Genomic DNA, 21793 nt, shown 5'->3' with positions numbered 1-21793 from the left:
TTGCTGCAGGGGCTGCTTTCTGCTATGGAAAAAAACCTTTATTTTGAAAAATATGATGAAAGCGAGATTTGTTCTGATGTTCCTGCTGCTGGCAATTTGGGGATGTAGCGGCGAAAAGACACTTTGGAGCGGTACCTGCAGTGGCCAGCCCTGCCGGCTGATGCTGGTAAAGGAGCCGGGCGCAGCAACCGCCTATACCTTTAGCCAGCTGCAGATCGGCGAACTCCCACCGGTTCCGCTCAATGTCCAGACCACCGACCAGAATGGCATGCCCTATAGCGATTCGCTGTTTACCGGGACAGAAACCCGGTTTGCTGGGAACCGGCCGGCATACCTGAACAACCCCGCAGAACATGCGCCTGCAGCCAGCATGTTATACCTGGACCCCAGTAAGTACAATGCGCAGGCTTACGATACTTACAGCCGCTTTTTTCTCGGACAGTGGGCAGATGTTCGCCAGCGCATCAAAGATGCCCCCATCAGCCTTCCGCCTATAGGCGGGACTGTACACGGTACGCGTGCAGAATTCACCCGTCTTTTCCACGGAACTTTTGAAGGCGCCGATCATTTTTTTATGGTTACGCCTGATGGCGTGATTACGTTGCTCGAAGGGAAGAGTCCAGAAAAGGCGAGCGGCATTCCCAAGCGTACCTCGCTGGCTTCGAAAGTGGAAATGCCAGGCGCAGTGATCCGGATTGCCGATTCGGTTGGCTTCAGCCCGGCCAGGCTGCGTAGCTTCCGCGATGACCATGACAAAAGCCTGGAAAATTATTTCAGGCTGGTCTATACGCCCTAACGGGAGGTTTGGCCGAATTTTTAGCGTCTTATCACGATGAGTTTTTTTCAATTGAAAATCAGCCAGATCATTGACCGCGGCTCAGAGGTCATGGAATACATTTTGCAGCCGCTTGACGGCGAAAAGCCCCCGTACCTGGCCGGACAATTCCTGCCGCTCAGTTTCCGGTCCAATAACCGCGAGCTGCGCCGCTCGTATTCCCTGTGCAGCTCGCCGGTTGTCGACGAGCCGCTAAGCATTGCGGTGAAGCGCGTTGAGAACGGCGAGATCTCGCGGTTTCTGCATCACAAGACAGCTGTCGGCGATACGCTGACTGCCCTGTTGCCGAACGGGCAATTCACGTATATCCCGGAGAAAGAAAGCCGCCGGCAGGTTTTTTTATTTGCTGCCGGAGTGGGCATAGCCCCATTGTTCTCCATCCTGAAAACTTTGCTGGCGGCCGAAACGGAAAGCAAAGCTGTACTGGTTTACAGCAACCGTTCTGCTGACGAGACGCTGTTTTATAACGAATTACAGCTTTTGCAGGGCCGTTACTCCAACCGGCTGAAAATCATCTGGTTTTTCAGCCACTCGAAAAACCTGCTTATGGCGCGGCTGAATAACACCCTGATTCGCCAGGTGGTTGAATCGAACCGGGATGCAGCATGCGAAACGCTTTTTTACACCTGCGGCCCGATGCTGTATATGGACCTTTGCCGCATTACCCTGCTGGGAATGGGAATTGATAAGCAGCGCATCAAAAGGGAAACATTTTTTATTGCCGAAGACGAAGCCGACGATGACGATGCTACCGAGAAGGATGTGAAAGATAAAAACACCTACACGGTCCTGATTGAACGGTCGGGTAAAGAATACCAGATTGAGGTGCCCTGGCACAAGCGCATTCTGGAGGTTGCGCTTGCCCAGCAGATCGACCTGCCCTACAGCTGCCAGGCCGGCATGTGCAGCACGTGTACGGCCACCTGCACGGCGGGGACTGTGCGCATGGATTACAACGAGGTTTTAACTGACGATGAGGTGGAGCGCGGGAGGGTGTTGGTTTGCACCGCACATCCAACCACAAATGGCACCCGTATCACGTACCCCTGACACGGGACCGGCCCACCCGCGGGATTTTATGTGCGGGCCAGCAGGCGCTCCCATTCAGGATGCCTTTCCACAAAGGCGCTGACGGCGCGGCACAGTGGCCGTATCTGGTGCCCTTCTCTTTCCAGCTGCTTCAGCGTCTGTTCGATCAGGAAGTTGGCTATGCCTTTTCCGCGCAACGGCACAGGAACCTCGGTATGCACCAGGCTGTATACGCCGCCTTTTTCGCGGTACTCCAGTATCGCCAGGTCTTCCTCCACAGCCAGCTCGAAGCGCTGAAGCTTCTCATTTTTCGTTACTTTACTGTTCTCAAATGTTTTCATTCAAATCGTTTTAAGCTCAGGCTAGTCCAGCACCCCGAATTTTCCGAGGTTGTAATCCATAATGGCTTCCCTGATCTCGGCCTGGGTATTCATGACAAAGGGCCCGTAACTGGCAATCGGCTCATTGATCGGTTCACCGCTAAGCACAAGTATCAGGCTATCCTGCAGGGCATGGAGGGTAATTTCTTCTCCCTGCGCGCCAAATAACACAAAGTCATGTTCGCCGGCGAGTTCGCCGTTAACATGGGTAGCGCCATTGACAACCAGCAATGCGGCATGGTGCGCTTCAGGAAGGCGAAATGTCATGTCTTTTCCTACTGAAAGCCAGATGTTGAACAGGTTAACCGGTGTATAAGTTTGGGCCGGACCGGCTGTTCCTTCAAAATCCCCTGCTATGACCCTGACCTGACCCGCCCCCTGCGGCAGCAGGTGCTGCCCCATATCGGCAGCGGTAATGGCCTGGTAATGCGGGTCGGCTCCTTTATCTTTTTTCGGAAGGTTGATCCAGAGCTGAACCATTTCGAAAGGACCGCCACTTCGGGAAAATGTTTCCTCATGATATTCTTTGTGCAGAATGCCTTTTCCGGCAGTCATCCACTGCACGTCGCCGGCATGAATCACGCCGCTGTTACCGCTGCTGTCATGGTGCGCCACACTGCCTTTGTAGGCAATGGTTACCGTTTCGAAACCCTTGTGCGGATGTACATCAACACCCCGGATGTGTTCTGAAGGGCCAAAATCGTATTCGGCGTTGAAGTCAAGCATCAGAAACGGGCTGATGCGCTGCTGAGCGATATTAGCGCCAGGTATGTAATTGAACACACGAAAACCATCGCCAACCATACCGGGACGAAGCGGCTGTTGCACAATTCTTTCTATTGACCTTTTCATATTTTTGCTTTTTGTAAAGCAAATCTACAGGCTGGCAGCTGCGGCATCCTTGATGTATGGTAAGAAAGGTCAGCGGCCCATCCAGCCTCCGTCTACAGTGAGTACGGTACCGTGCACATAATCGGCAGCCTTTGAGCACAGAAAAACTGCGGGGCCACCGAAATCTTCGGGAGTTCCCCAGCGGCCTGCGGGAATGCGCTCCAGGATGGACCGGCTGCGGCTTTCGTCAGCCCGCAACGCCGAGGTGTTGTCTGTCGAAATATAGCCCGGTGCAATGGCGTTGACGTTGACGCCCTGCGCTGCCCATTCATTCGAAAATGCCTTTGTAAGCTGCGCTATAGCGCCTTTGCTGGCCGCATAACCGGGAACATTAATTCCGCCCTGAAACGACAGCAGTGATGCGGTGAAAATTACTTTACCAGATCCGCGTTCTACCATTCTTCTGCCTATTTCGCGGGTCAGGATAAAGGGAGCTGTCTGGTTAACGGCGATCACCTCGTCCCAGTACGCGTCAGGGTGCTCTGCGGCCGGCTTGCGTAGAATGGTTCCGGCATTGTTAACGAGGATATCAATAACCGGATGCTCAGCATGCAGTTTGTCGATAAAGGCCAGCAGGGCCTGTCGACTGGTGAGATCGCATTGGTAGGCAAAAAACCGCCGGCGAAGTGCCCTGACCTCCTGCTCAGCCGTGCTGTTCTGCAGTTCCAGGCTGGCAGACATCCCGATAATGTCTGCGCCGGCGGCTGCAAGCGCCAGGGCCATGGCTTTTCCAATGCCGCGTTTGCAACCGGTAACCAGCGCGGTTTTACCGCTTAAATCAAATAGTTGGTTGTTCATCATGTTGTTCAGAAAAGGTGTTATTTAACCGTGACACGCAGCGGCTGGTCGAGTTGTGCTTTGAAGTTTTCCAGGTACTGGTTCCAGCTGTTTGCTGAATTGATGCGGCCGGCTTTGTTCCAGGCAGCGCCCTGGTAATAGACGACCGGTTTTCCGTTCTTTGCCTGCATAACGGTCAGCAACTGCCCCTCGGCGTCGAGCGTACGGCTTACGGTCTGCCTGGCAATGATCCCGATAGCCAGGTTGCCATCTGCCCCATGCGCGGGCTCCCAGTACGCCACCACACCCGGTACCTGTTGAATGGTGCGCTGCCCCCCGGGCTCCTTGCGCTGCACGATCCCGACCGCTACGGGAAGCGGCTGCTCACCCTTAAAGTTGAAAGTGGCCTCGACCCGGTTCAGTTGGGACCCTGCGTCTATGCTGATTGTTTTGGTCAGAACAACCCGTCTGCCCGATACGTCCCAGCTGTCAAAGTCCAGCCTGAACGTGCTGCGAATGGGACCATTATCGAGCACTTCATACCGGCGGTAGTGTTTGGGATAGCTGATTTTTCCATCCGGAAAAGGCGCAATGTCGCCGGCACCAAGGCTCATTCCCACCGAATAATAATCCAGGCCCTCTCCGTGGTCGCTGTGGTAATCTCCGCTTCGGTACCACTTATTAACAATAAGGTCAGGCGTGCGTTTGGCCCAAACGTCCATGCCCTGTGCATCTTCCCCGCTGCCTTCAAGTGCCTTGCCATACAACCTGAAAGCGACCCGGTCGTTTTCCCAGGCAAAGTCATCTTTCCGTTCGGGCACGTAGCGGGCAAAGGTTCGTGTGGGCTGCGCAATCCGCTTTCCACTGGCCATGCTTAACGCCAGCGTTTCTTTGGCTTTGATACTCACTAGCACCAGGAGGTTTTTTACGCCGGTACCACCACGTTTTTCAAACTGCAGCGGCAATTGTTTGCCGTCGGGGCCGGTAATGACCAGCGTAGCGGTATCGACCGGTCCTTTTTTAAGAACCTGGCTCCAGGGCACCGAAACCACCGCCTCACTGCGGTCAAAAGCTGATGGGTTCTGCACCAGCAGCGACCTTTTTTGTGCCAGCAGTACTGTTGGGAACAGGGCGGCGAGGCCCAGCATACAAATGAATCTTTTCATAAACTTATCTCAAATCTGTTATTGCACAATGGTCCATGTCGCCGTAATCCAGGTTCTCCCCTGCCATACCCCATATAAATGTATAGTTCGAGGTGCCTGATCCTGAGTGGATAGACCAGTTGGGCGATATGACGGCCTGCTCGTTTTGCATCCAGATGTGCCTGGTCTCCTGCGGCTCTCCCATAAAATGGCAGATTGCCTGTCCGTCCGGTACTTCAAAATAAAAATAGACTTCCATGCGGCGGTCATGCGTGTGTGCAGGCATGGTGTTCCAGACGCTTCCCGTCTTCAATTCTGTCATTCCCATCTGCAGTTGGCAGGTCTGTACGACACTGTTCACCAGCAGTTTGTTGATAACGCGATGGTTTGCTGTAGCAGCGCTGCCGAGTTCAACAACTTCGGCCTCGTTGCGGGTTACTTTTTTGCTCGGGTATGGATGATGAGCAGGTGCTGAGTTCAGGTACAGCTTTGCCGGATTGGCCGGGTCGGCTGAGGAAAAACTTACCTCTCGGGTTCCCTGACCTATGTAAAGGGCCTCCTTGAAAGCCAGCTCAAAGGTTTCGCCGTCAGCAATGATCTGCGCTGGGCCACCAACGTTTATGATCCCCAGTTCGCGCCGCTGCAGAAAGAATTCTGCTCTGAGTTCTGGCGGATTAGGCAGATTGAGGGCTTCTGCCACCGGCAAAATACCTCCAGTAATGTACCGGTCAAAATGACTCAGGGTAAACGACATCTGGTCAGGAACGAACAGCTGCGGCATGAGGAAATGCGCCCGCAGCGCGCTTGTATCCATTTGTTTTGCTTCTGCCGGACTTGTTGCCCAACGGCTTTCGAAAGTGTATTTCATGTTAAACTATATAATCAGATCTGGAAATTTAGGTTCATTGGTCCTTGGTCATTCGCTATTGCCGGCCTCAGGTAGACATGCGCCTGATCAATTGAACGGGTATCGTGATCGGCTCATTCAAAGCTGTTTCCCGGTCGGCCGCGAGCATTTGCATGAGCGCTTCTACTACTTTGCTGCCCATTTTGCCAGGGAACTGTTCAACCGAAGTAATGGCGGGGCGTATAATGGCACAGCGCGGATCATTCGAATAGCCGACTATTTTAAGCTGCCGGGGTATCTCGAGGCCGTTTTCACGGGCGAATTCATGCACAGCGATCGCAGCTGTATCATTGGCCGTGAAAACCGCATCGGGTTTTTCCCGGTGCTCGAACATTTTTTTGAGCGCCGTACGTGTGTTATCGTAGGTTAAGGGCTGGTAAAAAACCAGGTGTTCGTACACTGGTAAACCCGCCGCCTTCAGCGCTTTGAAAAAACCCGCAGAACGGTCCCTGTACAGGTTCGTAGTCAGCGGCCCGGAAATATGCGCAATGCGTTTGCAACCGGTCTCGGCCAGGTGCGTGCCAGCCAGGTAACCTCCCTGGAAATCATCCCCCCTGATAATGAGCGCGCCATCAAAGGCAGGGGGCACACGGTCGTAGAAAATGAGCGGGATGTCGTTGTCGGCAAACACATCGAAATGGCTGAAATCCTGCGTATCGAGTGTACAGGAGACGATCAGGGCATCGACCCGGCTTGAATACATGGTATCGACCAGCCGGCGTTCCATTTCGGGCGAATCGTTCGATTGGGAGATGATCAGGTTATAACCTTTTTCGTACAGTGCATTTTGCATCATTGTAATGGCTTCTGCATGAAAAAACATAGAGATGCGCGGCACAATAAGTCCAATCGTATGGGTTTTGTTATTTCTTAAGCCCAGGGCCATGTTGTTGCGCCTGTACCCAAGCTGGCCGGCCATCTCCGTTACCTTTTTTCTGGTTGCCGGTGTTACATTCGGATTGTTGTTAAGCGCCCGGGATATGGTAGCCGGCGACAACTGAAGCGCGGCTGCAATATCCAATATGGTACTTTCCTGGTTTTTCTTTGTCCTTGACATTCTCCCCAACCGGCTCTTTTAGATCATCTGCGACCGGCAGCTCAAGTTATGAAAACGTTTTCATAAATGACAAATCTTTTCATGGCCGGCTGGCGCCGACCACTTCATGACGGATATTATTGTATATTTAGGCCAGGCGGGGTCATTGACTATGAAGCAGAACATACTAACATGAAAGATTTTGACTGGTCCTCTTTTACCAAGCGCATCGCGGTAAAATCTACCCTCGCAGAAATATACAGTGCCTGGACAACGGCTGCGAACCTGGAAAGATGGTTTTTGGAACGCGTAAATTTCCGGGATGCAGCCGGTAAACCGGCAGACCCGCTGAGCCCGGTTAACAAGGGCTGCAGTTATGACTGGTACTGGTTCCTTGAACCAGCGCCCATGCATGGCCGCATTGTGGCGGCAAACGGCATCGACCACCTGCAGTTCACCTTTGAAGGACCGAGCCTGGTTGATGTACAACTTAGCGCGTTTGAAGAGTATGTGATTATTGAGCTCAGGCACCACAGCATACCAGGGGATGACCATTCGCGTCAGCACATTCGGCTGGGTTGTTCTAACGGCTGGGCGTTTTATCTGCATAACCTGAAATCCGTGTACGAAGGTGGTATTGACCTCAGGAATAAGGATCTTCGGCTTGGCACAATGATCAACAATTGAGGCGCTCTGTTCAAATTAACCCAAGTTTAACCCCCGTGGCTTTGCCGCATCGGTCTGCATCTTTATCTTTGGTCGAAAACACATCGCATGCCGCAACAATCGCACTTAACTGCAGACAGCCTCATTTTTGATCTTGACGGGACGCTCTGGGATGCAGCCGAAACCTGCGCCTCGGCCTGGAACGAGACGTTCAGGCAGCAACAGCTGGACCAGCACAGCCTGGATGCAACCATGGTTCGCTCTGTGTCCGGCCTGCAGATTGAGCGGGTTTTTGACCAATATTTTTCGTTCGTTCCCGCCGACCGGCGGAAGACAGTGTTTACAGCCTACCAGGAAAACGAAAAACGTTACATGCGTGCGCATGGCGGCATCCTGTTCCCCGAAGTCAGGGAGGTACTGCCCATACTGAAGGCAAACTTCCGCTTATTTATTGTGAGCAACTGCCTGGCCGGTTATATTGAAAATTTCCTGGACTTTCACGGGCTTGAAATTTATTTCGACGATTTTGAGTGCCCGGGACGTACTGGTCTGCCGAAGAGCGAGAACATAGCCGCGATCATTGCGCGGAATGGCCTGAAGGCACCGGTTTATATCGGGGACACGATCTGGGACTATGAAGCTACGGCAGCGAACAACATTCCCTTTATCCATGCCGCATATGGTTTTGCAGAGGTACCAGATGCAAGCTACCGCATCGGGAAGTTCTCCGATTTGCCTGGGTTGGTTCGCCCTTTATAAAAAATGAAGATCCGGCTGCCTATAACTTGAGGCTGACCTTTTTTCCCGACTGGACGGCCTGGTAAATGGCATCGATAATTTTCAGATCTTTCAGGCCTTCTTCCCCGTCGACCGGGATAAGCGGCTTTTTGTTCTCCAGGATGATTCCTGCCATTTCTTCCATTTGCCGGGCCTGGTGCATCACATGCGGCAAGGCCAGTTCACCCTTGTTTGTACGGCCTTTAATGGGTCCGTATCCTGTAGCAGGCTGCAGTTCGGCAAAGCCCTTATCGCCGTTCAGGAAGAAGCGGTCCAGGTTGTTCATGCTATATGTGGAAAGACAGGACGCCACCGCCCCGCCGGGAAAACCAAGCTGAAACTGAATGGTCTCGTCAACGCCGGCTTTGAATTTCTGCGGATCTGTTTTGGTTTCCTGCGCAGCGACCCACACCGGGTCTTCGCCAACCATGTAACGCGATCCATTGATAGCATAAATGCCAATGTCCATCAGCGCCCCACCGCCTGCCAGCTGTTTGGACAGCCGCCATTGACCCGGATCGCCGATGCGGAAACCGCTCAGGCCCTGAAAGAACCTGATTTTTCCCAGCTCGCCGGCCTGGCGCATGCGAACAATCTCTAAGGTATTGGCCTCAAAATGCATGCGGTACCCGACCAGCAACTTCACCTTTGCCCGCCTGCACGCTTCAATCATTTCCTGGCCCTCGCGCGCATTCAGCGCCATTGGTTTTTCGCAGATCACATGTTTGCCGGCTTTGGCTATGCGTAAAACCTGTTCATGGTGCAAGGCATTCGGTGTAATAACATAAACCGCATCAATATCTTTGTTATCCCTGATCTGGTCAAAGTTCTCATAGTTGTAGCAATTCTTGCCAGCTATACCATACTTCTCGCTCCAGGACCTGATCTTTTCGGGCGTTCCGCTAATAAGGCCTGCGAGCCTGGCGCGCTGACAAGATTCCAGCCCCCTGGCAACCAGCGTGGCATAACCGCCCAGGCCCATGAGTGCTACGCGCAGCACCGGCCCCTGGTAAGGTTGTTCTGTATTGCCTGCCATAACGCTCAATGGCATAACCGGCAGGGTCAGCGCTGCAGCGCTGAGTGTTTGTAAAAATCTTCTTCTTGAAGGCATGGTGGCTCAGGTTTCTTTCAGGTGATCATACTCCCATAACGGTTTTACGCCGGGCTTGGTTTCAATGAACTAAAAATAAGCAATTTAGATCAAAGCACCTTTTTGTTCAGACGCTTTATCGCTTAACGTTTATCCGTTTCACAAAACGGCCTATTGCCGGAGATCACAGAATAATGTAAATTACAGCAACAAAAGACACCTTAACCAGATATCATGAGCACCCGGAGAAAATTTATCAAAAACGCTGCCCTACTTGGCAGTGCCTTTGCGCTGGCCCGCCCGCTTGCAGCCTGCAGTGGCGGTAAAAAAACCTTTCAGCCAGTTAAAGAGATCGGTCTGCAACTTTTCAGCATCCGCGAAGCGCTGGATAAGGATGTGAAAGGCAGCCTGGCTAAGGTGGCGGCAATCGGCTATGACCATGTTGAAACATTTTTCGACTACAATAAAAAGAGTCCAAAGGCTGCATTTTGGGGCCTGCAGGTGCCGGAACTGAAAAAACTACTCACAGACAGCGACCTAAAAAGCTACAGCGGGCACTACCAGCTTCATGATTTTCTGACCAGAGGCAATGGCGACCAGTCGGCACTGTCATACCAGATTGACATTGCGGCCGGGCTGGGCCAGCAGTATTTTATTGTCCCGGTACCGCCACTGATGCTCCTCGACCAGCTTGGTGCAGATGACTTTCAGTTTATGGCCAGCCAGCTCAACAAAGCCGGCGAGTTGTGCCGCAAAGCAGGGCTGACCATCGGATACCACAACCATTTCTGGGAGTTCAGGAACCTTGCCGGCGGTAAAAAAGGGTTAGATATACTCATTGCCGGTACAGAGCCAGACCTGGTTACATTCGAAATGGACTTGTTCTGGGCAAAAAAATCAGGCATCAATCCCGACGATTATTTTAGCAGGTATCCCGGACGCTTCGCCATGTGGCATGTGAAAGATATGGACAAAAACAATACTGCGCCAATTACAGGCGGCGACCAGGACAAGAAGCCATCACTCGATATTCTGCAGACCATTTCCTATACCGAAGTAGGCACGGGTGCTATTGATTTCCGCGAAATTTTCAGCCACCAGGAACAATCAGGCCTCAGACATATATACGTCGAGCAGGATGTCATTAAACAGGATGTTTTTGCAAGTGTTAAACAAAGCTTCAGCTACGTAAAGAAAAACCTGATCAGTTAAGGTCCGTTTAAACATCTTTAAGCTCAAAGGGAAGTTCGGCAAGCTCCTGTCCGTTTACGATCAGGGCAACTTTATGTAACCCTGGGTAATAGGTGCGTGTTGTGATGGGCCTGAAAGCATGCCGGCGGGTTAACTGTAAGGCCTGCCCGGGGGCGAGCGATCGCTCGCTGATTTTAAACACCTTACGGGTCAGCTGGCCCCTGGCCCGCAGGTGATAGATTGCATATTCCAACCGCAATTCCCGGTCTTTGTTCAGTTGGTTTTCGATGGAAAAAGTAAATGTAAGCGGCTGTGCTGGCGTGACCTCGGGCGCCTCGAGCCTGAAACCGGGCAGGCTGAGGCCATCAGCATGGAGCGCGTACAGGGACAATATCCCCCGATGCCCTTGCTTGAATAGCGTACGACAGGCATGTTTGATGATGGCATCCGTTTCGGGCGATGTTCCTTTCCATTCGGTGGCCAGCCGGAGCAGCAAGTCGGGATGGTCTTTTGAAATGTCGTTCAGGTGGTTGGCCACGCTCTTACGCACCCAGGCAGACGGGTCACACTTCAGATTTTCCAATAATGGTAACACTGGCAGCGGATTACGCTTCAGCTCGGGTATGGCCATCGCCCAGGGCAGCCTGGGCCGGCTGCCTTCGCTGGCAAGGCGCCTTACCTTATGGTTTTCATGGAGCGACCAGGCGGTCATAACAGACAGCATCCGGTCAAAATATCGGAGTAAAAACGGCCGGACAGCAAATTCAGCAGACACGAACTGCGTGACCTGACAGAGCAGACCGGTGGCAGTTTCAAAATCTTCAAGGCCGTACCGCGCGATGTATTCTGGCAGGAAAATGTAAGCCAGTTTTTCCTCTTGTCCGGCGTCGAGCAGGCGGCTGACCAGTGCAGTGAAAGCAGGCGCGCTCTCACTGAAACCCGCAGGCAGAGACTGGCTGAAAATATGCGTTGTGTGGATCATCCGTTCCTTGAACTCAAAGCCCGGAAAATGCGGCGGCTGCACATCCCGAAGGAAAGTTTCGGCAGCAAAACCAGGAATCGCAGCGGTAGCATGCACAACAAACCCGCTGTAAAAAGATGCGTTGTAAACGTCTTTGATCAAAGCCATGTGTAAAGGTACATCGCCTGACGGTCTCGACGCTAAAAATTTTAATGCTTCTGGCCGGCAATCTCGGGCGGGAAGCGGTCGCCCACCAAATTCAGGCGAATTCCATGTTCCAGCCATGCTTTCAGGCCAGCGAGGACAAGAACAAACCCGCCGGTCGAGTCCTTGATCTTTCCAAGCACCTCATCATCGGTACCATTAATGCCGTGTTCGGTAATTTGCAGGAAAGTGCCCTTTCCATCAATGGGCGTCAGTGTCCACTCGACTGTTGTTTCCATTCCTTCATTTCCCCAGGCAAAGCTGATTTTTTCTTCTGGCACAAGAGCCAACACCTTTACTCCGGTGGAAACACCATACATATCCCAGTTCCAGGTTACGGTCTGGTGCTCATCCAACCGTCCCGAGCCGTGCGAAAACCAGAACTTACTGGTTTGGTCCGGATCGATGAGTGCTTCGTAAACATCGCGTGCAGGTTTACGAATGAGGAGTGCTGTTTCTACTGTCTTTTGCGTGTCTGTGATCATGCTCTTAGCATTTAAGTTATTTATTCATTGAACGCAGGTAGCCTGCCAACCATGCTGTCAGGATCTCAGTCCAGCCACCGGTAAAGCTGTCTGCTGTGAAGTCTGGCCGGTTTTGCGGGAAACTGTCCAGGCCGGTATGGGTAACGCGGAGGCGAGCACCGCCGCCTTCTTCGAAAAGCTCGAAGGTAACCAGCGAGAATCCCGGCAGGTGCGTGTATTGCCAGGAGTACTCGAGGCGCTGCCTCGGGGTAACTTCTGTGATGCGGCAAATGTGCACCAGGCGGTCGCCCGAATGGCCCCGCCCCTCGAAACTGAATTCGAAACCAGGTTCTGCCCTGAAATCGGACAGGTTAAAATACCACTTTTCCAGTTCGGCTTTTTCTGTCAGGGCTTTCCAGACCACCGCGACCGAGGCGTTAAAAAATTCTTCGACGACTACCGTATTCATTTTTTTCGCTTTTTGTGAAGTCCGGGTTGGGGCACGGTCGCAGCGGGCAGTTCGGTTGCACCGTTTTCGACCAATTGCCGGAGGCTGGCGAGTTTTGCCGTCCAGAAGGAGCGGAATTGTTCTGTCCAGGCATGTACTTCGCTAAGTTTTGCGGGGATGATCGTGCAATGCTTTTCGCGCCCGGAGCGGGTAATGGTTAGCATGCCACAAGCCTCAAGCACCTTCATGTGCAGAGCAACTGCCTGCCTGCTCATATCGAAATGGTCGGCTACACTGCGCATGTTCATGTCTGAGGCCGCCAGCATCTCAATGATCTGCCGCCGTGTAGGGTCTGCAATGGCCTGAAAAACATCTCTTCGCAATTCCATAAAGGCAAGTATTTACTTGCCAATTTACGCCTCTGGTTTTATTTATGCAAATTCAGGTCTTGATTTTTACCAGGCTATACCGTAATCTTCGCCGTGGTTACTCGAACCACCCCAGAGCGTTTTATGTTTCCAGTCGAACCAAATGGCGTTAATTGGACCGCTGGTGCGTTCGGAAAAGCTGAGTTGGTATCCTTTTTTTAGGAGTGCCTCACGGGTAGTGGCAGGTGTTTGCGACTGGAGCAGGATCTGGCCTGGCTTTGGTTCCCGGTCTGCGACTTTGGTCCCGCCCAGCGAAAGCCAGAGCTGGTTGGTATTAAAATTAGGCGCTTCGGTGGCCTTCTGCACCGGCATGTTAAAGTCGGCAACGTTAAGGAAAAACTGAAGCAGGTTTTGGTCCTGCGTGTCGCCACCCTGTACGGCTGCGGACAAGTAAGGCTTACCGTCTTTCAGGAACAGGGATGGAGAAAGTGTAACACGCGGACGTTTGCCCGGGGCTACAACATTGAATGGATTCAGCGCCGGATCGAGCACAAAACTCTGCATGCGCTGGCTCATACCGATGCCGGTGTTGCCGGCTATACAGGCCGGCAGCCAGCCCCCGCTGGGCGTGACCGACACGACCCAACCCTCTTTGTCGGCCGCTTCGATTGAAGTTGTACCCCGCCAAAGCCGGTCATGGTAGTTTTCATCTTCAGGTAACCTACCTAGATCATGTTTTGGTGCGAAATTACGTTTGCTGCTGTCGGGTTCATAACCCCGCGCTTTCAGCAGGTTCAGGTAGGGATTCGGCTGGTTCTGAAACGGAAATGGATCGCCCGGTCCGATCTTCGCATCGTTCCTGGCCGGGTTGATCAATGCGGCGCGCTGCTTTGCATAAGCCTTGCTTAACAAGCCCTTCATGGGTTCTGCGGGCAGTTGAGCGGGATCGCCGTAGTAAAAGTCGCGGTCAGCAAAAGCCAGGTTCATGGCCTGATAAACGGTGTGTATATACTCTGGACTGTTGTATCCCATGGCCTTCAGGTCAAAGTTTTCGAGGATATTCAGCGCCTGGAGCAAGACGGGACCCTGAGTCCATTGCTTGAGTTTATAAACCTCAATGCCTTTATATGTTGTTGACAGAGCGTCTTCGGCTATCGGCTTCCAGGCGGCGAGATCAGCCAGTGTGATGAGCCCGCCCTGCTCCTGGCAGCCCCTGACAAATTCTTTAGCGATATCGCCTTTGTAGAAGCGGTCGTACGCCGCCATCAGTGCCTGTTTGCGGCTTTTGCCTTTACGAAGCGCCTCGGTTTCGGCCTGCACGAGTTTAGACAGGGTGGTAAACAGGTCTGGCTGACTGAACAGCTCGCCGCCTTCAGGTGCTTCGCGCTGTGCGCCCAAATGTGGCAGCAGCACACGTTTGCTGTAAGGCCATTGCTTAATGAGGTCCTTCTGCCGTTCAATCGTGTTTGCGGCCTGAGCCTCGATGGGATAACCTTTAGCCATTTGCAGCGCCGGGGCCAGCACTTGTGCAAGACTCATGGTCCCATATTCATGCAGCATGAAAATGAGGCCGCCGGGTGTGCCGGGCGTGGTGGCCGACAGCGGACCATATTCTGGCGGGAACTGGTAGCCCTTATTTTTGAAGAATGCCGCCGTGGCGCCCGTCGGAGCAACGCCCATGGCATTGATGGCAATGACCTGTTTCGTCTTCGGGTTGTAGATCAGCGCTTGTGTTTCGCCGCCCCAGCTCAGGGTGTCCCACATGGTGCAGGTGGCTGCGAGCATAGCGCATGCAGCATCGACCGCATTCCCGCCCTGCTGAAAGATCATGCTGCCTGCGGTAGCGGCGAGCGGCTTACCGGTAATGGCCATCCAGCTGCTGCCATACAACATGGGCTTTTGGGTGGGTTGTGCATAAAGGCGAAAGGAGAGCAGGATGAGAAGCAGGAAAGCTGCAAATTTTTTCATGTTCTAAGGTAAGGAAAAAACGAAAGCCGAACATGAACGAAAGAATCAAAAAAATTGATTTTGGTAAAAAATTTAACTTAAAGTTGGTAACTTTACGAAAGTTACCAACTTTGCAGGACTCGAACTATGTGCCGGGCTGATCATAGACCAGGTGGCCGGTTTGCCGACGGCAGTATGGCTCCATTACTTCATATATTAACCTGCTTAATATGATCTTCAAACCCCATGCGTCCCGGAAGCCTGCAACCGGATACCGAAGTTCAGGCAGATCCGTATCGCCGGCACTGAAACCGAGACCCGGGCAGGCCGTGGCCAGTCGCAATCCCAAGTGTTCCAAGTGCACATCGGCAGACAACCTGCCGACAACAGACTCGCCGTTTGTGTCTGTGCTGAAATGCATAAACGGCGTTTCCTCATCGGTGAAATAAAACCGGAAACCGCTTATGAGGCCCTCAACAAGCAAAAAAAACGCATCGTCAATCTTCCCTGCCCGTCTTTGTTGCTCCACGGGCCTGCAGCACGTAGCTGAGCAATGCGCTCCTGCGACTCCCGCACCTGTTCTTCCATGAACTCTACTAAATAGGCAGGTTCTGCATCCGTATTCAGGTGAGCAAGTCTCAGTTTTAGCATCTGCTCCTGATGCATAAGCTCCCTGTGGTTTTTATTTAAGAACACTTTGAGCGTGTCGAGGTTGTTCCCTGCCCCGAACAAAGCTTACTGAAACCCGTGTGCTGCCTGGTAGTCGGACCAGGACAGCGCTTCGGCGAGCTGCCGTTGCAGCAGTTCTTTCTTTCCTTCCAGCGATGCGATCGCATCATGCAACTCTTCGTTCATTAAAGGCGGTTGATAAAATTAAAAAGGCCCGGAACAATTGCGTTAAAACCGACAGGATAAAAAGAAAAGTACAGCAAGGACCTGAGAATTTTTTTTTGACAAACCGGACTGTACTTCTTACTTTTAAGCGATGAGAACACTCCTTCATTTCGGTATCCTGCCTCCGCCTGTTGCCTAAGCGCAAATAGCCGGAATCTGCGCCGCCTGCGGCGGTGTACCTGTACGGGTTAATTAACTGGTTGTTTGCCTTGCGCCCGACCCGGGTTTCTATTTTCCTGATTTTCTTACAAAGCAAACAACAATGACTAAATATAGCTTCATGGTCTTTGCGGGTGCCTGCAGTTACGGCATCCTCTCGACCCTGGTTAAACTGGCGTATGGCGAAGGTTACCATACCGCCGAAATCACTTTCGTGCAGGCCCTCGGCGGGATGTCTGTTCTCTGGGGACTACACCTGTTTAAACGATCTCGATCCGCAGCAAGGCCCCGGCTGTACAAGCTGATGCTGGCCGGCGCATTGATCGGCTTCACCTCTTGGCTGTACTATCGTTCTGTACAGTACATTTCCGCTTCAGCTGCTGCCGTTCTGCTTATGCAGTTTACCTGGATGAGCGTGCTGCTGGAGCGGATCTCCGGAAAGCGCGCAGCACAACCCGGGCAGTACATTTGTATGATCGCCATACTTGGGGGCAGCTTGCTGGCCGCCGGCCCCGGGATTGGCAGCCGGAGCGACCTCCGGGGTATCGCATTTGCCCTGGCGTCGGCGCTTACCTATGCGCTGTATATTGTTTCGAACACTTTTTTCAGCACAGAGACGCCGGCGCTGACCAAAAGTGCCTGGATGATGACTGGTTCTGCTGTGCTGATGCTCGTGCTGGTCGCCACAGGCGACGGCCTGGTACATGCCGATGCAGGCCTGCTAAAGTGGGGTCTCCTGCTGGCGCTCTTCGGCACCATTTTGCCACCGCTGCTATTTAGCGGGGCCATAAGCCGCATCGGTGCCGGCAGCAGCGCGATCCTGATGACAGCCGAACTGCCCGTGGCCATCCTGTCAGCGAACCTGCTGCTTTCAGAACGCATCAGTCATTGGCAATGGCTTGGCATCGGCATCATGCTCACGGCGATCGCTGCGCTGAACCTGGTCAAAAAACAGGCATAAAAAAAAACTTCCCGGCCTGTTGGCCGGGAAGTTTTTTGCAATCATTATTTGCCTTATTTGGCGGGTGTAATGGTCACCTTTCTGAATTCAATCGGACCATGATCGCCCTGAAAGTAGATTGGGCCATCTTCCGCTTCCCGGCTGTCAAGTGCACCGCCTGTAATGCCTGGAATCTCCTGGTTGCTGATTACCGTTTTGCCATTCGTCACGATCGTTACCATTCTGCCGATCAGCGTAATCTCGAACCGCTGCCAGGTATCCGGTCCCAGCGAGTTGATCTCGCTTGGCGTCAGAAACCCGTATACGCCGCCGAACAGTACGCTGGACGGATGGGCGTCTTTCGGACTGTCTTCGATCTGTACCTCATGCCGGCCGCGCAGGTATACACCGCTGTTGCTTCCCTTCGGATACCGGAACTCGATTGCCAGTTTGAAATCTTTAAATTTTCTTTCGGAAACCAGGTTTGAGCCCGACCTTGGACTGGTCAACACGCCGTTTTTCACGACCCATTGGTTTTTACCGGTTGCTTTCCAGCCGGTAAGATCCCTGCCATTGAACAGTTCAATCGGCTTGCCCCACTGCACGGTGCCGCTGCGCTTCAGGTAGGAGGCGCGAACACCGGTCCAGTTGAATTTTTTACCTTCACTCGTGGTGATAGTTCCTTTGATGCCGTCGCCGGCCAGCATACCCTCGATCACGAAATCCTGGTTGCCGGATTCCCATTGCGGCGGAATGTTGAAACTAAATTTCCCCTGGTCAAAATTTACCTTCGATACAGGCCTGGCACTGCCGGAAGACCCGACGAAACTGCCTACCAGCGTCCGTGTGCCCGAAAGTTTTACTTCCAGCCAGGAAGGTGCTTCCTTGCCATTCTCATTGATCGTGATGTCCCAACGACCGATCAGGTCTTTGCCGGGCACCTCTTGCTGAAGCGCAATGGCCGGTAACTTTTCGATGTGTCCTGAAGAGATTCCCTGGCCGAGCATCCCGCTCAGGCCTAATAACAATAGCTGACGAAACATGTTCTTAAGTAATAAAGTGAGCGGGCAATTTAACTTATTCTCCTGTTTTTCAGAATAGCTGCAGGCATTTTCCGGTTACCAGATGATCAATCACCGGCAAAAGACACCTCCGTAAAGCTATTTTTACATTTCACCCTGCCTCTTCCGCTACATTTCCTGATCATGCACGCTTTCGCCGTGGTGCCTGCAATCGCTGTTTTCAGTTCTGGACTCAACGCGAGCACACGGTCCATACCATGTTTCCCCCTGCTGAACTGGCCCGTGCGACAGAATTTACAGGATGGCAAACAGGACTGCAAAAAAAATAAGACGCAAAACCTGACTTTGCAGCCGATTTTTAACGAACGTGGGATGAAAAGATTTCTTTATATTATTCTGCTGCTAACCTGTAGTTGTGCCATTGCGCAGGACCGCCCGAACATCCTCTGGCTAGTCTGCGAAGACATGAGTCCCTACCTTTCCTGTTACGGCAATACGACCATTCAAACCCCCAACCTGGATGCGCTAGCCGGGAGAGGCATCCGGTTTACCCGGGCACATTCGAACGGCGCCCAATGTTCACCATCCCGGTCTACGCTTATATCCGGAGTATATGCCGTTAGCCTGGGTACCGATATACACCGGGAGAAGCGGCCGTTTCCGGCTGCTTTTTATTTCCCAAAGTACCTGCGGCAGTCGGGCTATTACACCAGCAACAATGCCAAACAAGACTACAACAACGAGCAAACCCCGCCTGATGTGTGGAACGAACAGGGTAACAAAGCAGGCTACGCCAGCCGCATCGATAAAACCAAACCTTTTTTTGCAGTGTTCAACTGCGGCATCACACACATGAGTCGGGTAGCCACCCATACAACGAACGGCAGAACGCCCAGAAGCGTAAGTCCGCAGGCTGTCCGGGTACCTGCCTATGTCCCTGACCTGCCCGCTGTCCGGGACGATATTGCATGGAACATGGATGCCGTTGTCATGATGGATCAATGGGTCGGTAAAAAATTACAGGAACTGGAACGAAGCGGGGAAGCTGCAAACACGATCATTTTCTTCTATTCCGATCATGGGGGCACTGTTCCGCGGGGAAAGGCTTATACCTATGAAAGCGGCACCCATGTCCCCTTCCTGGTTAGTTTCCCAAAAAAATGGGCACACCTGGCCGGGCAGCCTCAACCGGCGACAAACAATCGTCTGTTCAGTTTCGTGGACCTGGCTCCCACGGTGCTGCAGCTGGCCGGCGTTGAAAAACCGACTTTCATGAAAGGGGCTTCTGTCTTCGGCGGAACGAGCAACCCTTATATTTTTACCTTCCGCGCCAACCAGGGCGATAGTTTTTGTCCGTCGCGGGCTATCAGCGATGGCCGCTTCAAGTTGATCAGGAATTTCCAAAGTGCTTACCCGAACGGCACGCGACAGGATTACCAGTGGCAGATGCCTGCCCAGCAGGCCTGGGACCAGGCTTTTACTGCGGGAAAGCTGAATGCACCGCACCAGAAATTCTGGCGGCCGGTTGAGCCGTTTGAACTGTATGACCTTCATGCCGACTCGCTCGAAACAAACAACCTGGCAGAAAACCCGACCTTTAAAGGTCAGTTGGTCGAACTCCGAACGGAACTTGAACGAACCATGCGTCGGGAACGCGACCTGGGAGTGATCCCCAGAGAATACCGCAAGGGATTGCAGGCGCGGGGACCGCTGTATACATTGGCGCAAACTGAAAACTGGCCGGTCGGGCAATGGATTGCGGCAGCTGAGAAAGCGTCAATGTGCCATCTGCCCAATGTGCCGGAGTTGATGCGCCTGCTGGCGGACAAAGACCCGGTGCTGCAATACTGGGGTGCCAGCGGAATTTGCGGACTGGCCAAAGCCGGCCGGCTCAAAAAAATCCCTGCGGCAGCAACGGCGCTTATTGACAGCAAAGAAACCATGAAAGAGGCCAAATGCCTGCTGGCCGAAGCGCTGGTTTATACCGGCAGCAGTGCCAGAGGCCTCGCCTACCTGTATGGGCTGCTGGCTCAGGGCTACGGTCCCGCAGGCGCAGCCCTTCAGAATACGGGCGCTGCCGTAGCACCGGTCAGGCGGCAACTTGAACAGCTGCTTCAGCACGAAAAAAGAGCCCGGTACCGCTTCTACATCCGCTCCTGCCTCATTAATTGCGGCGCCCTGCCATACGCAGCTTTGTATCCTCCGGGTGAAAAAATAGGCGATTAAAATGATCCTCTGCCTCCAGCTGAGCCGGTGCCACTACCGTACAGTCACGCCCGCCTCTATAAAACCCTGCAGGTTTCTGGCAGCCGGATCTTTTTCGGTAATGAGTACATCGACCGCATTTGCAGCACAAATGTAGAACGGGTCGGTGGTTTCGAGTTTTTCGTAAGCCGACAGCACGACGACAGATTTTGACGTTTCGATCATTGCCCGCTCAACGAGCACTTCCTGATGATCGAATCCGGTTATGCCCATAGCCAGACTAATGCTGCAAATACCCAACAAACAAATGTCTGCCCGGAACCTGCGGATAGCCTCAATGGTTTCATGACCGGCTGTTGCAAAGCTGCGTTTGTTGACCTCTCCACCTAAAAAAATCACCGAGACCGCATCATGGTCTTCCAGGGCATTCACGACTGCGAAACTGTTGGTTACCACGGTGAGCTGAATACCCCGCGGGAGGGCACTCATGACCGCTGCGACAGTTGTTCCCGAACCAGCCAGCAGCACCTGGCCGGGCGTGATAAAGCCCAGCGCCTTCCGGGCAATTGTTTTTTTCAGCTGCAGGTCCCGGGATTGCCGTTCCCTGAAATCGGGATGCTCCGGCGCATGCATGACAGCGCCGCCCCTTACAGCTTTCAGTAAACCCCGGTCAGACAGCTCGCGGATATCGCGGCGAACAGTATCGGTCGATACCTGCAGGAGCGTGGCAAGTTCTTCGAGCACGACCCTGCCATCTTTTTCGATCTGGTCAAGAATTTTCTGAAGGCGTTCGGCTTTAAGCATGGACAAATATAGAAACAAATTCAAACCACTGAATATTGCAATAAGTTGCAATTTTATAAAATATTGCATATTATTGCAATATGAAAATACGTAAAAGAATCGCCATTGACATGGATGGCGTACTTGCCGATACCGAAAGTCACTATATATCCTGGTATTTACAGCACCATGGAATAGCGGTAGACCCGGCAACCCTGATCGGCCAACCCGAAGGGCATGGCTTCCCGGATCGACAAGCTGTGGAGCGGTTTCTTCATACCGCAGGGTTTTTCCGCACGCTGCCGGTTATGCAAGACGCGCAGGAGGTTGTGCTTGCACTCTCTGTCAACTACGAAATATTTGTGGTTTCGGCGGCAATGGAATTTCCGCTTTCTCTCAGTGAAAAACGGGAATGGCTTGCTGAACATTTCCCTGGCATCGGCTGGCGGCATCTGGTCTTCTGCGGAGACAAAAGTATCATCGATGCCGACTATATGATCGATGACCACCTCAAGAACCTGGATGTGTTTAAGGGCAAAACCCTGCTTTTTAATGCGGCACACAACAGCCATGCAACGGGACATGAGCGGGTACAGAACTGGAAAGGGGTGCAGGCATTTTTTAACAGGGAACTGGCCGGCGCATCATCGGCAGCCTGATTTCAGAAGCTGGCC

Annotated in this window: 23 protein-coding genes; 8 read left to right on the top strand and 15 right to left on the bottom strand. The window is 52.8% G+C overall.

The window, feature by feature from the left end; all coding sequences use genetic code 11:
• Positions 1-52 precede the first annotated feature (52 nt).
• Positions 53-796 carry a hypothetical protein gene (locus C7T94_RS06435; protein WP_162618578.1) on the top strand — a complete coding sequence of 248 codons (744 nt, stop codon included), beginning with the start codon at positions 53-55 and terminating at the stop codon, positions 794-796.
• Between the two features lie 36 nt (positions 797-832).
• On the top strand, positions 833-1885 hold the full coding sequence (locus C7T94_RS06430) for a 2Fe-2S iron-sulfur cluster-binding protein (RefSeq protein ID WP_107214446.1): 1053 nt from the start codon (positions 833-835) through the stop codon (positions 1883-1885).
• A 26-nt stretch (positions 1886-1911) separates the two neighbouring features.
• On the opposite strand, the gene C7T94_RS06425 is transcribed toward C7T94_RS06430, so the two are convergent.
• The 6 genes from C7T94_RS06425 to C7T94_RS06400 form a co-directional block, all read right to left on the bottom strand.
• Entirely contained in the window at positions 1912-2205 is a 294-nt protein-coding gene (locus tag C7T94_RS06425) for a GNAT family N-acetyltransferase (RefSeq protein ID WP_107214445.1), read from the bottom strand.
• A gap of 21 nt (positions 2206-2226) precedes the next feature.
• A complete protein-coding gene (locus C7T94_RS06420; protein WP_107214444.1) occupies positions 2227-3096 on the bottom strand; it encodes a pirin family protein in 870 nt (289 codons plus the stop codon).
• 69 nt (positions 3097-3165) lie between these two features.
• Positions 3166-3936 (bottom strand): SDR family oxidoreductase, encoded by a 771-nt coding sequence (locus C7T94_RS06415; protein ID WP_107214443.1) that lies wholly within the window; start codon positions 3934-3936, stop codon positions 3166-3168.
• Between the two features lie 17 nt (positions 3937-3953).
• The gene (locus tag C7T94_RS06410) at positions 3954-5078 is read right to left on the bottom strand and encodes a DUF4861 family protein (protein ID WP_107214442.1); all 1125 of its coding nucleotides are present in this window, start codon (positions 5076-5078) and stop codon (positions 3954-3956) included.
• Positions 5079-5082: 4 nt separating this feature from the next.
• A complete protein-coding gene (gene kduI / locus C7T94_RS06405) occupies positions 5083-5925 on the bottom strand; it encodes a 5-dehydro-4-deoxy-D-glucuronate isomerase (protein ID WP_107214441.1) in 843 nt (280 codons plus the stop codon).
• Between the two features lie 67 nt (positions 5926-5992).
• On the bottom strand, positions 5993-7021 hold the full coding sequence (locus C7T94_RS06400) for a LacI family DNA-binding transcriptional regulator (RefSeq protein ID WP_107214440.1): 1029 nt from the start codon (positions 7019-7021) through the stop codon (positions 5993-5995).
• 171 nt (positions 7022-7192) lie between these two features.
• Between C7T94_RS06400 and C7T94_RS06395 the strand changes: the two genes are divergently transcribed.
• Positions 7193-7687: an SRPBCC family protein gene (locus C7T94_RS06395; protein ID WP_107214709.1), complete on the top strand. Its 495-nt coding sequence runs from the start codon at positions 7193-7195 to the stop codon at positions 7685-7687.
• Between the two features lie 87 nt (positions 7688-7774).
• Positions 7775-8425 (top strand): HAD family hydrolase, encoded by a 651-nt coding sequence (locus C7T94_RS06390; RefSeq protein ID WP_107214439.1) that lies wholly within the window; start codon positions 7775-7777, stop codon positions 8423-8425.
• A gap of 19 nt (positions 8426-8444) precedes the next feature.
• Here the strand turns inward: C7T94_RS06390 and C7T94_RS06385 are convergent, their stop codons facing one another.
• A complete protein-coding gene (locus tag C7T94_RS06385; protein WP_107214438.1) occupies positions 8445-9554 on the bottom strand; it encodes a Gfo/Idh/MocA family protein in 1110 nt (369 codons plus the stop codon).
• A gap of 213 nt (positions 9555-9767) precedes the next feature.
• Here C7T94_RS06385 and C7T94_RS06380 point away from each other — a divergent pair, with 213 nt between their 5' ends.
• A complete protein-coding gene (locus C7T94_RS06380; RefSeq protein ID WP_107214437.1) occupies positions 9768-10745 on the top strand; it encodes a sugar phosphate isomerase/epimerase family protein in 978 nt (325 codons plus the stop codon).
• A 7-nt stretch (positions 10746-10752) separates the two neighbouring features.
• Here the strand turns inward: C7T94_RS06380 and C7T94_RS06375 are convergent, their stop codons facing one another.
• From C7T94_RS06375 to C7T94_RS06350, 6 genes are all read right to left on the bottom strand, one after another.
• Complete coding sequence (locus C7T94_RS06375; RefSeq protein WP_107214436.1) at positions 10753-11853, bottom strand: DNA alkylation repair protein; 1101 nt, start codon at positions 11851-11853, stop codon at positions 10753-10755.
• A gap of 41 nt (positions 11854-11894) precedes the next feature.
• Positions 11895-12374 carry an SRPBCC family protein gene (locus C7T94_RS06370; protein ID WP_107214435.1) on the bottom strand — a complete coding sequence of 160 codons (480 nt, stop codon included), beginning with the start codon at positions 12372-12374 and terminating at the stop codon, positions 11895-11897.
• Positions 12375-12390: 16 nt separating this feature from the next.
• Positions 12391-12822, bottom strand: a complete 432-nt coding sequence (locus C7T94_RS06365; protein ID WP_107214434.1) for an SRPBCC family protein — start codon at positions 12820-12822, stop codon at positions 12391-12393.
• Positions 12819-13190 carry an ArsR/SmtB family transcription factor gene (locus tag C7T94_RS06360; RefSeq protein WP_107214433.1) on the bottom strand — a complete coding sequence of 124 codons (372 nt, stop codon included), beginning with the start codon at positions 13188-13190 and terminating at the stop codon, positions 12819-12821. Before C7T94_RS06360 ends, C7T94_RS06365 begins: the two co-directional genes overlap by 4 nt.
• A 66-nt stretch (positions 13191-13256) precedes the next feature.
• Positions 13257-15137 (bottom strand): gamma-glutamyltransferase family protein, encoded by a 1881-nt coding sequence (locus tag C7T94_RS06355; protein ID WP_107214432.1) that lies wholly within the window; start codon positions 15135-15137, stop codon positions 13257-13259.
• Positions 15138-15261: 124 nt separating this feature from the next.
• Positions 15262-15645, bottom strand: a complete 384-nt coding sequence (locus tag C7T94_RS06350) for a hypothetical protein (RefSeq protein ID WP_162618577.1) — start codon at positions 15643-15645, stop codon at positions 15262-15264.
• A gap of 627 nt (positions 15646-16272) precedes the next feature.
• Between C7T94_RS06350 and C7T94_RS06340 the strand changes: the two genes are divergently transcribed.
• Positions 16273-17130 carry an EamA family transporter gene (locus C7T94_RS06340; protein WP_107214429.1) on the top strand — a complete coding sequence of 286 codons (858 nt, stop codon included), beginning with the start codon at positions 16273-16275 and terminating at the stop codon, positions 17128-17130.
• 53 nt (positions 17131-17183) lie between these two features.
• On the opposite strand, the gene C7T94_RS06335 is transcribed toward C7T94_RS06340, so the two are convergent.
• Positions 17184-18152 carry a 3-keto-disaccharide hydrolase gene (locus C7T94_RS06335; RefSeq protein WP_107214428.1) on the bottom strand — a complete coding sequence of 323 codons (969 nt, stop codon included), beginning with the start codon at positions 18150-18152 and terminating at the stop codon, positions 17184-17186.
• Positions 18153-18503: 351 nt separating this feature from the next.
• On the opposite strand from C7T94_RS06335, the gene C7T94_RS06330 reads away from it, so the two are divergent.
• Entirely contained in the window at positions 18504-20357 is a 1854-nt protein-coding gene (locus C7T94_RS06330; protein WP_162618576.1) for a sulfatase family protein, read from the top strand.
• 33 nt (positions 20358-20390) lie between these two features.
• Here the strand turns inward: C7T94_RS06330 and C7T94_RS06325 are convergent, their stop codons facing one another.
• The gene (locus C7T94_RS06325) at positions 20391-21140 is read right to left on the bottom strand and encodes a DeoR/GlpR family DNA-binding transcription regulator (RefSeq protein ID WP_107214426.1); all 750 of its coding nucleotides are present in this window, start codon (positions 21138-21140) and stop codon (positions 20391-20393) included.
• An 80-nt stretch (positions 21141-21220) separates the two neighbouring features.
• Between C7T94_RS06325 and C7T94_RS06320 the strand changes: the two genes are divergently transcribed.
• Entirely contained in the window at positions 21221-21778 is a 558-nt protein-coding gene (locus C7T94_RS06320; protein ID WP_107214425.1) for a 5' nucleotidase, NT5C type, read from the top strand.
• Positions 21779-21793 lie beyond the last annotated feature (15 nt).

Source organism: Pedobacter yulinensis (assembly GCF_003029735.1).
GTDB lineage: Bacteria > Bacteroidota > Bacteroidia > Sphingobacteriales > Sphingobacteriaceae > Pedobacter > Pedobacter yulinensis.
This window is presented reverse-complemented; position numbering and strand designations above follow the sequence as displayed.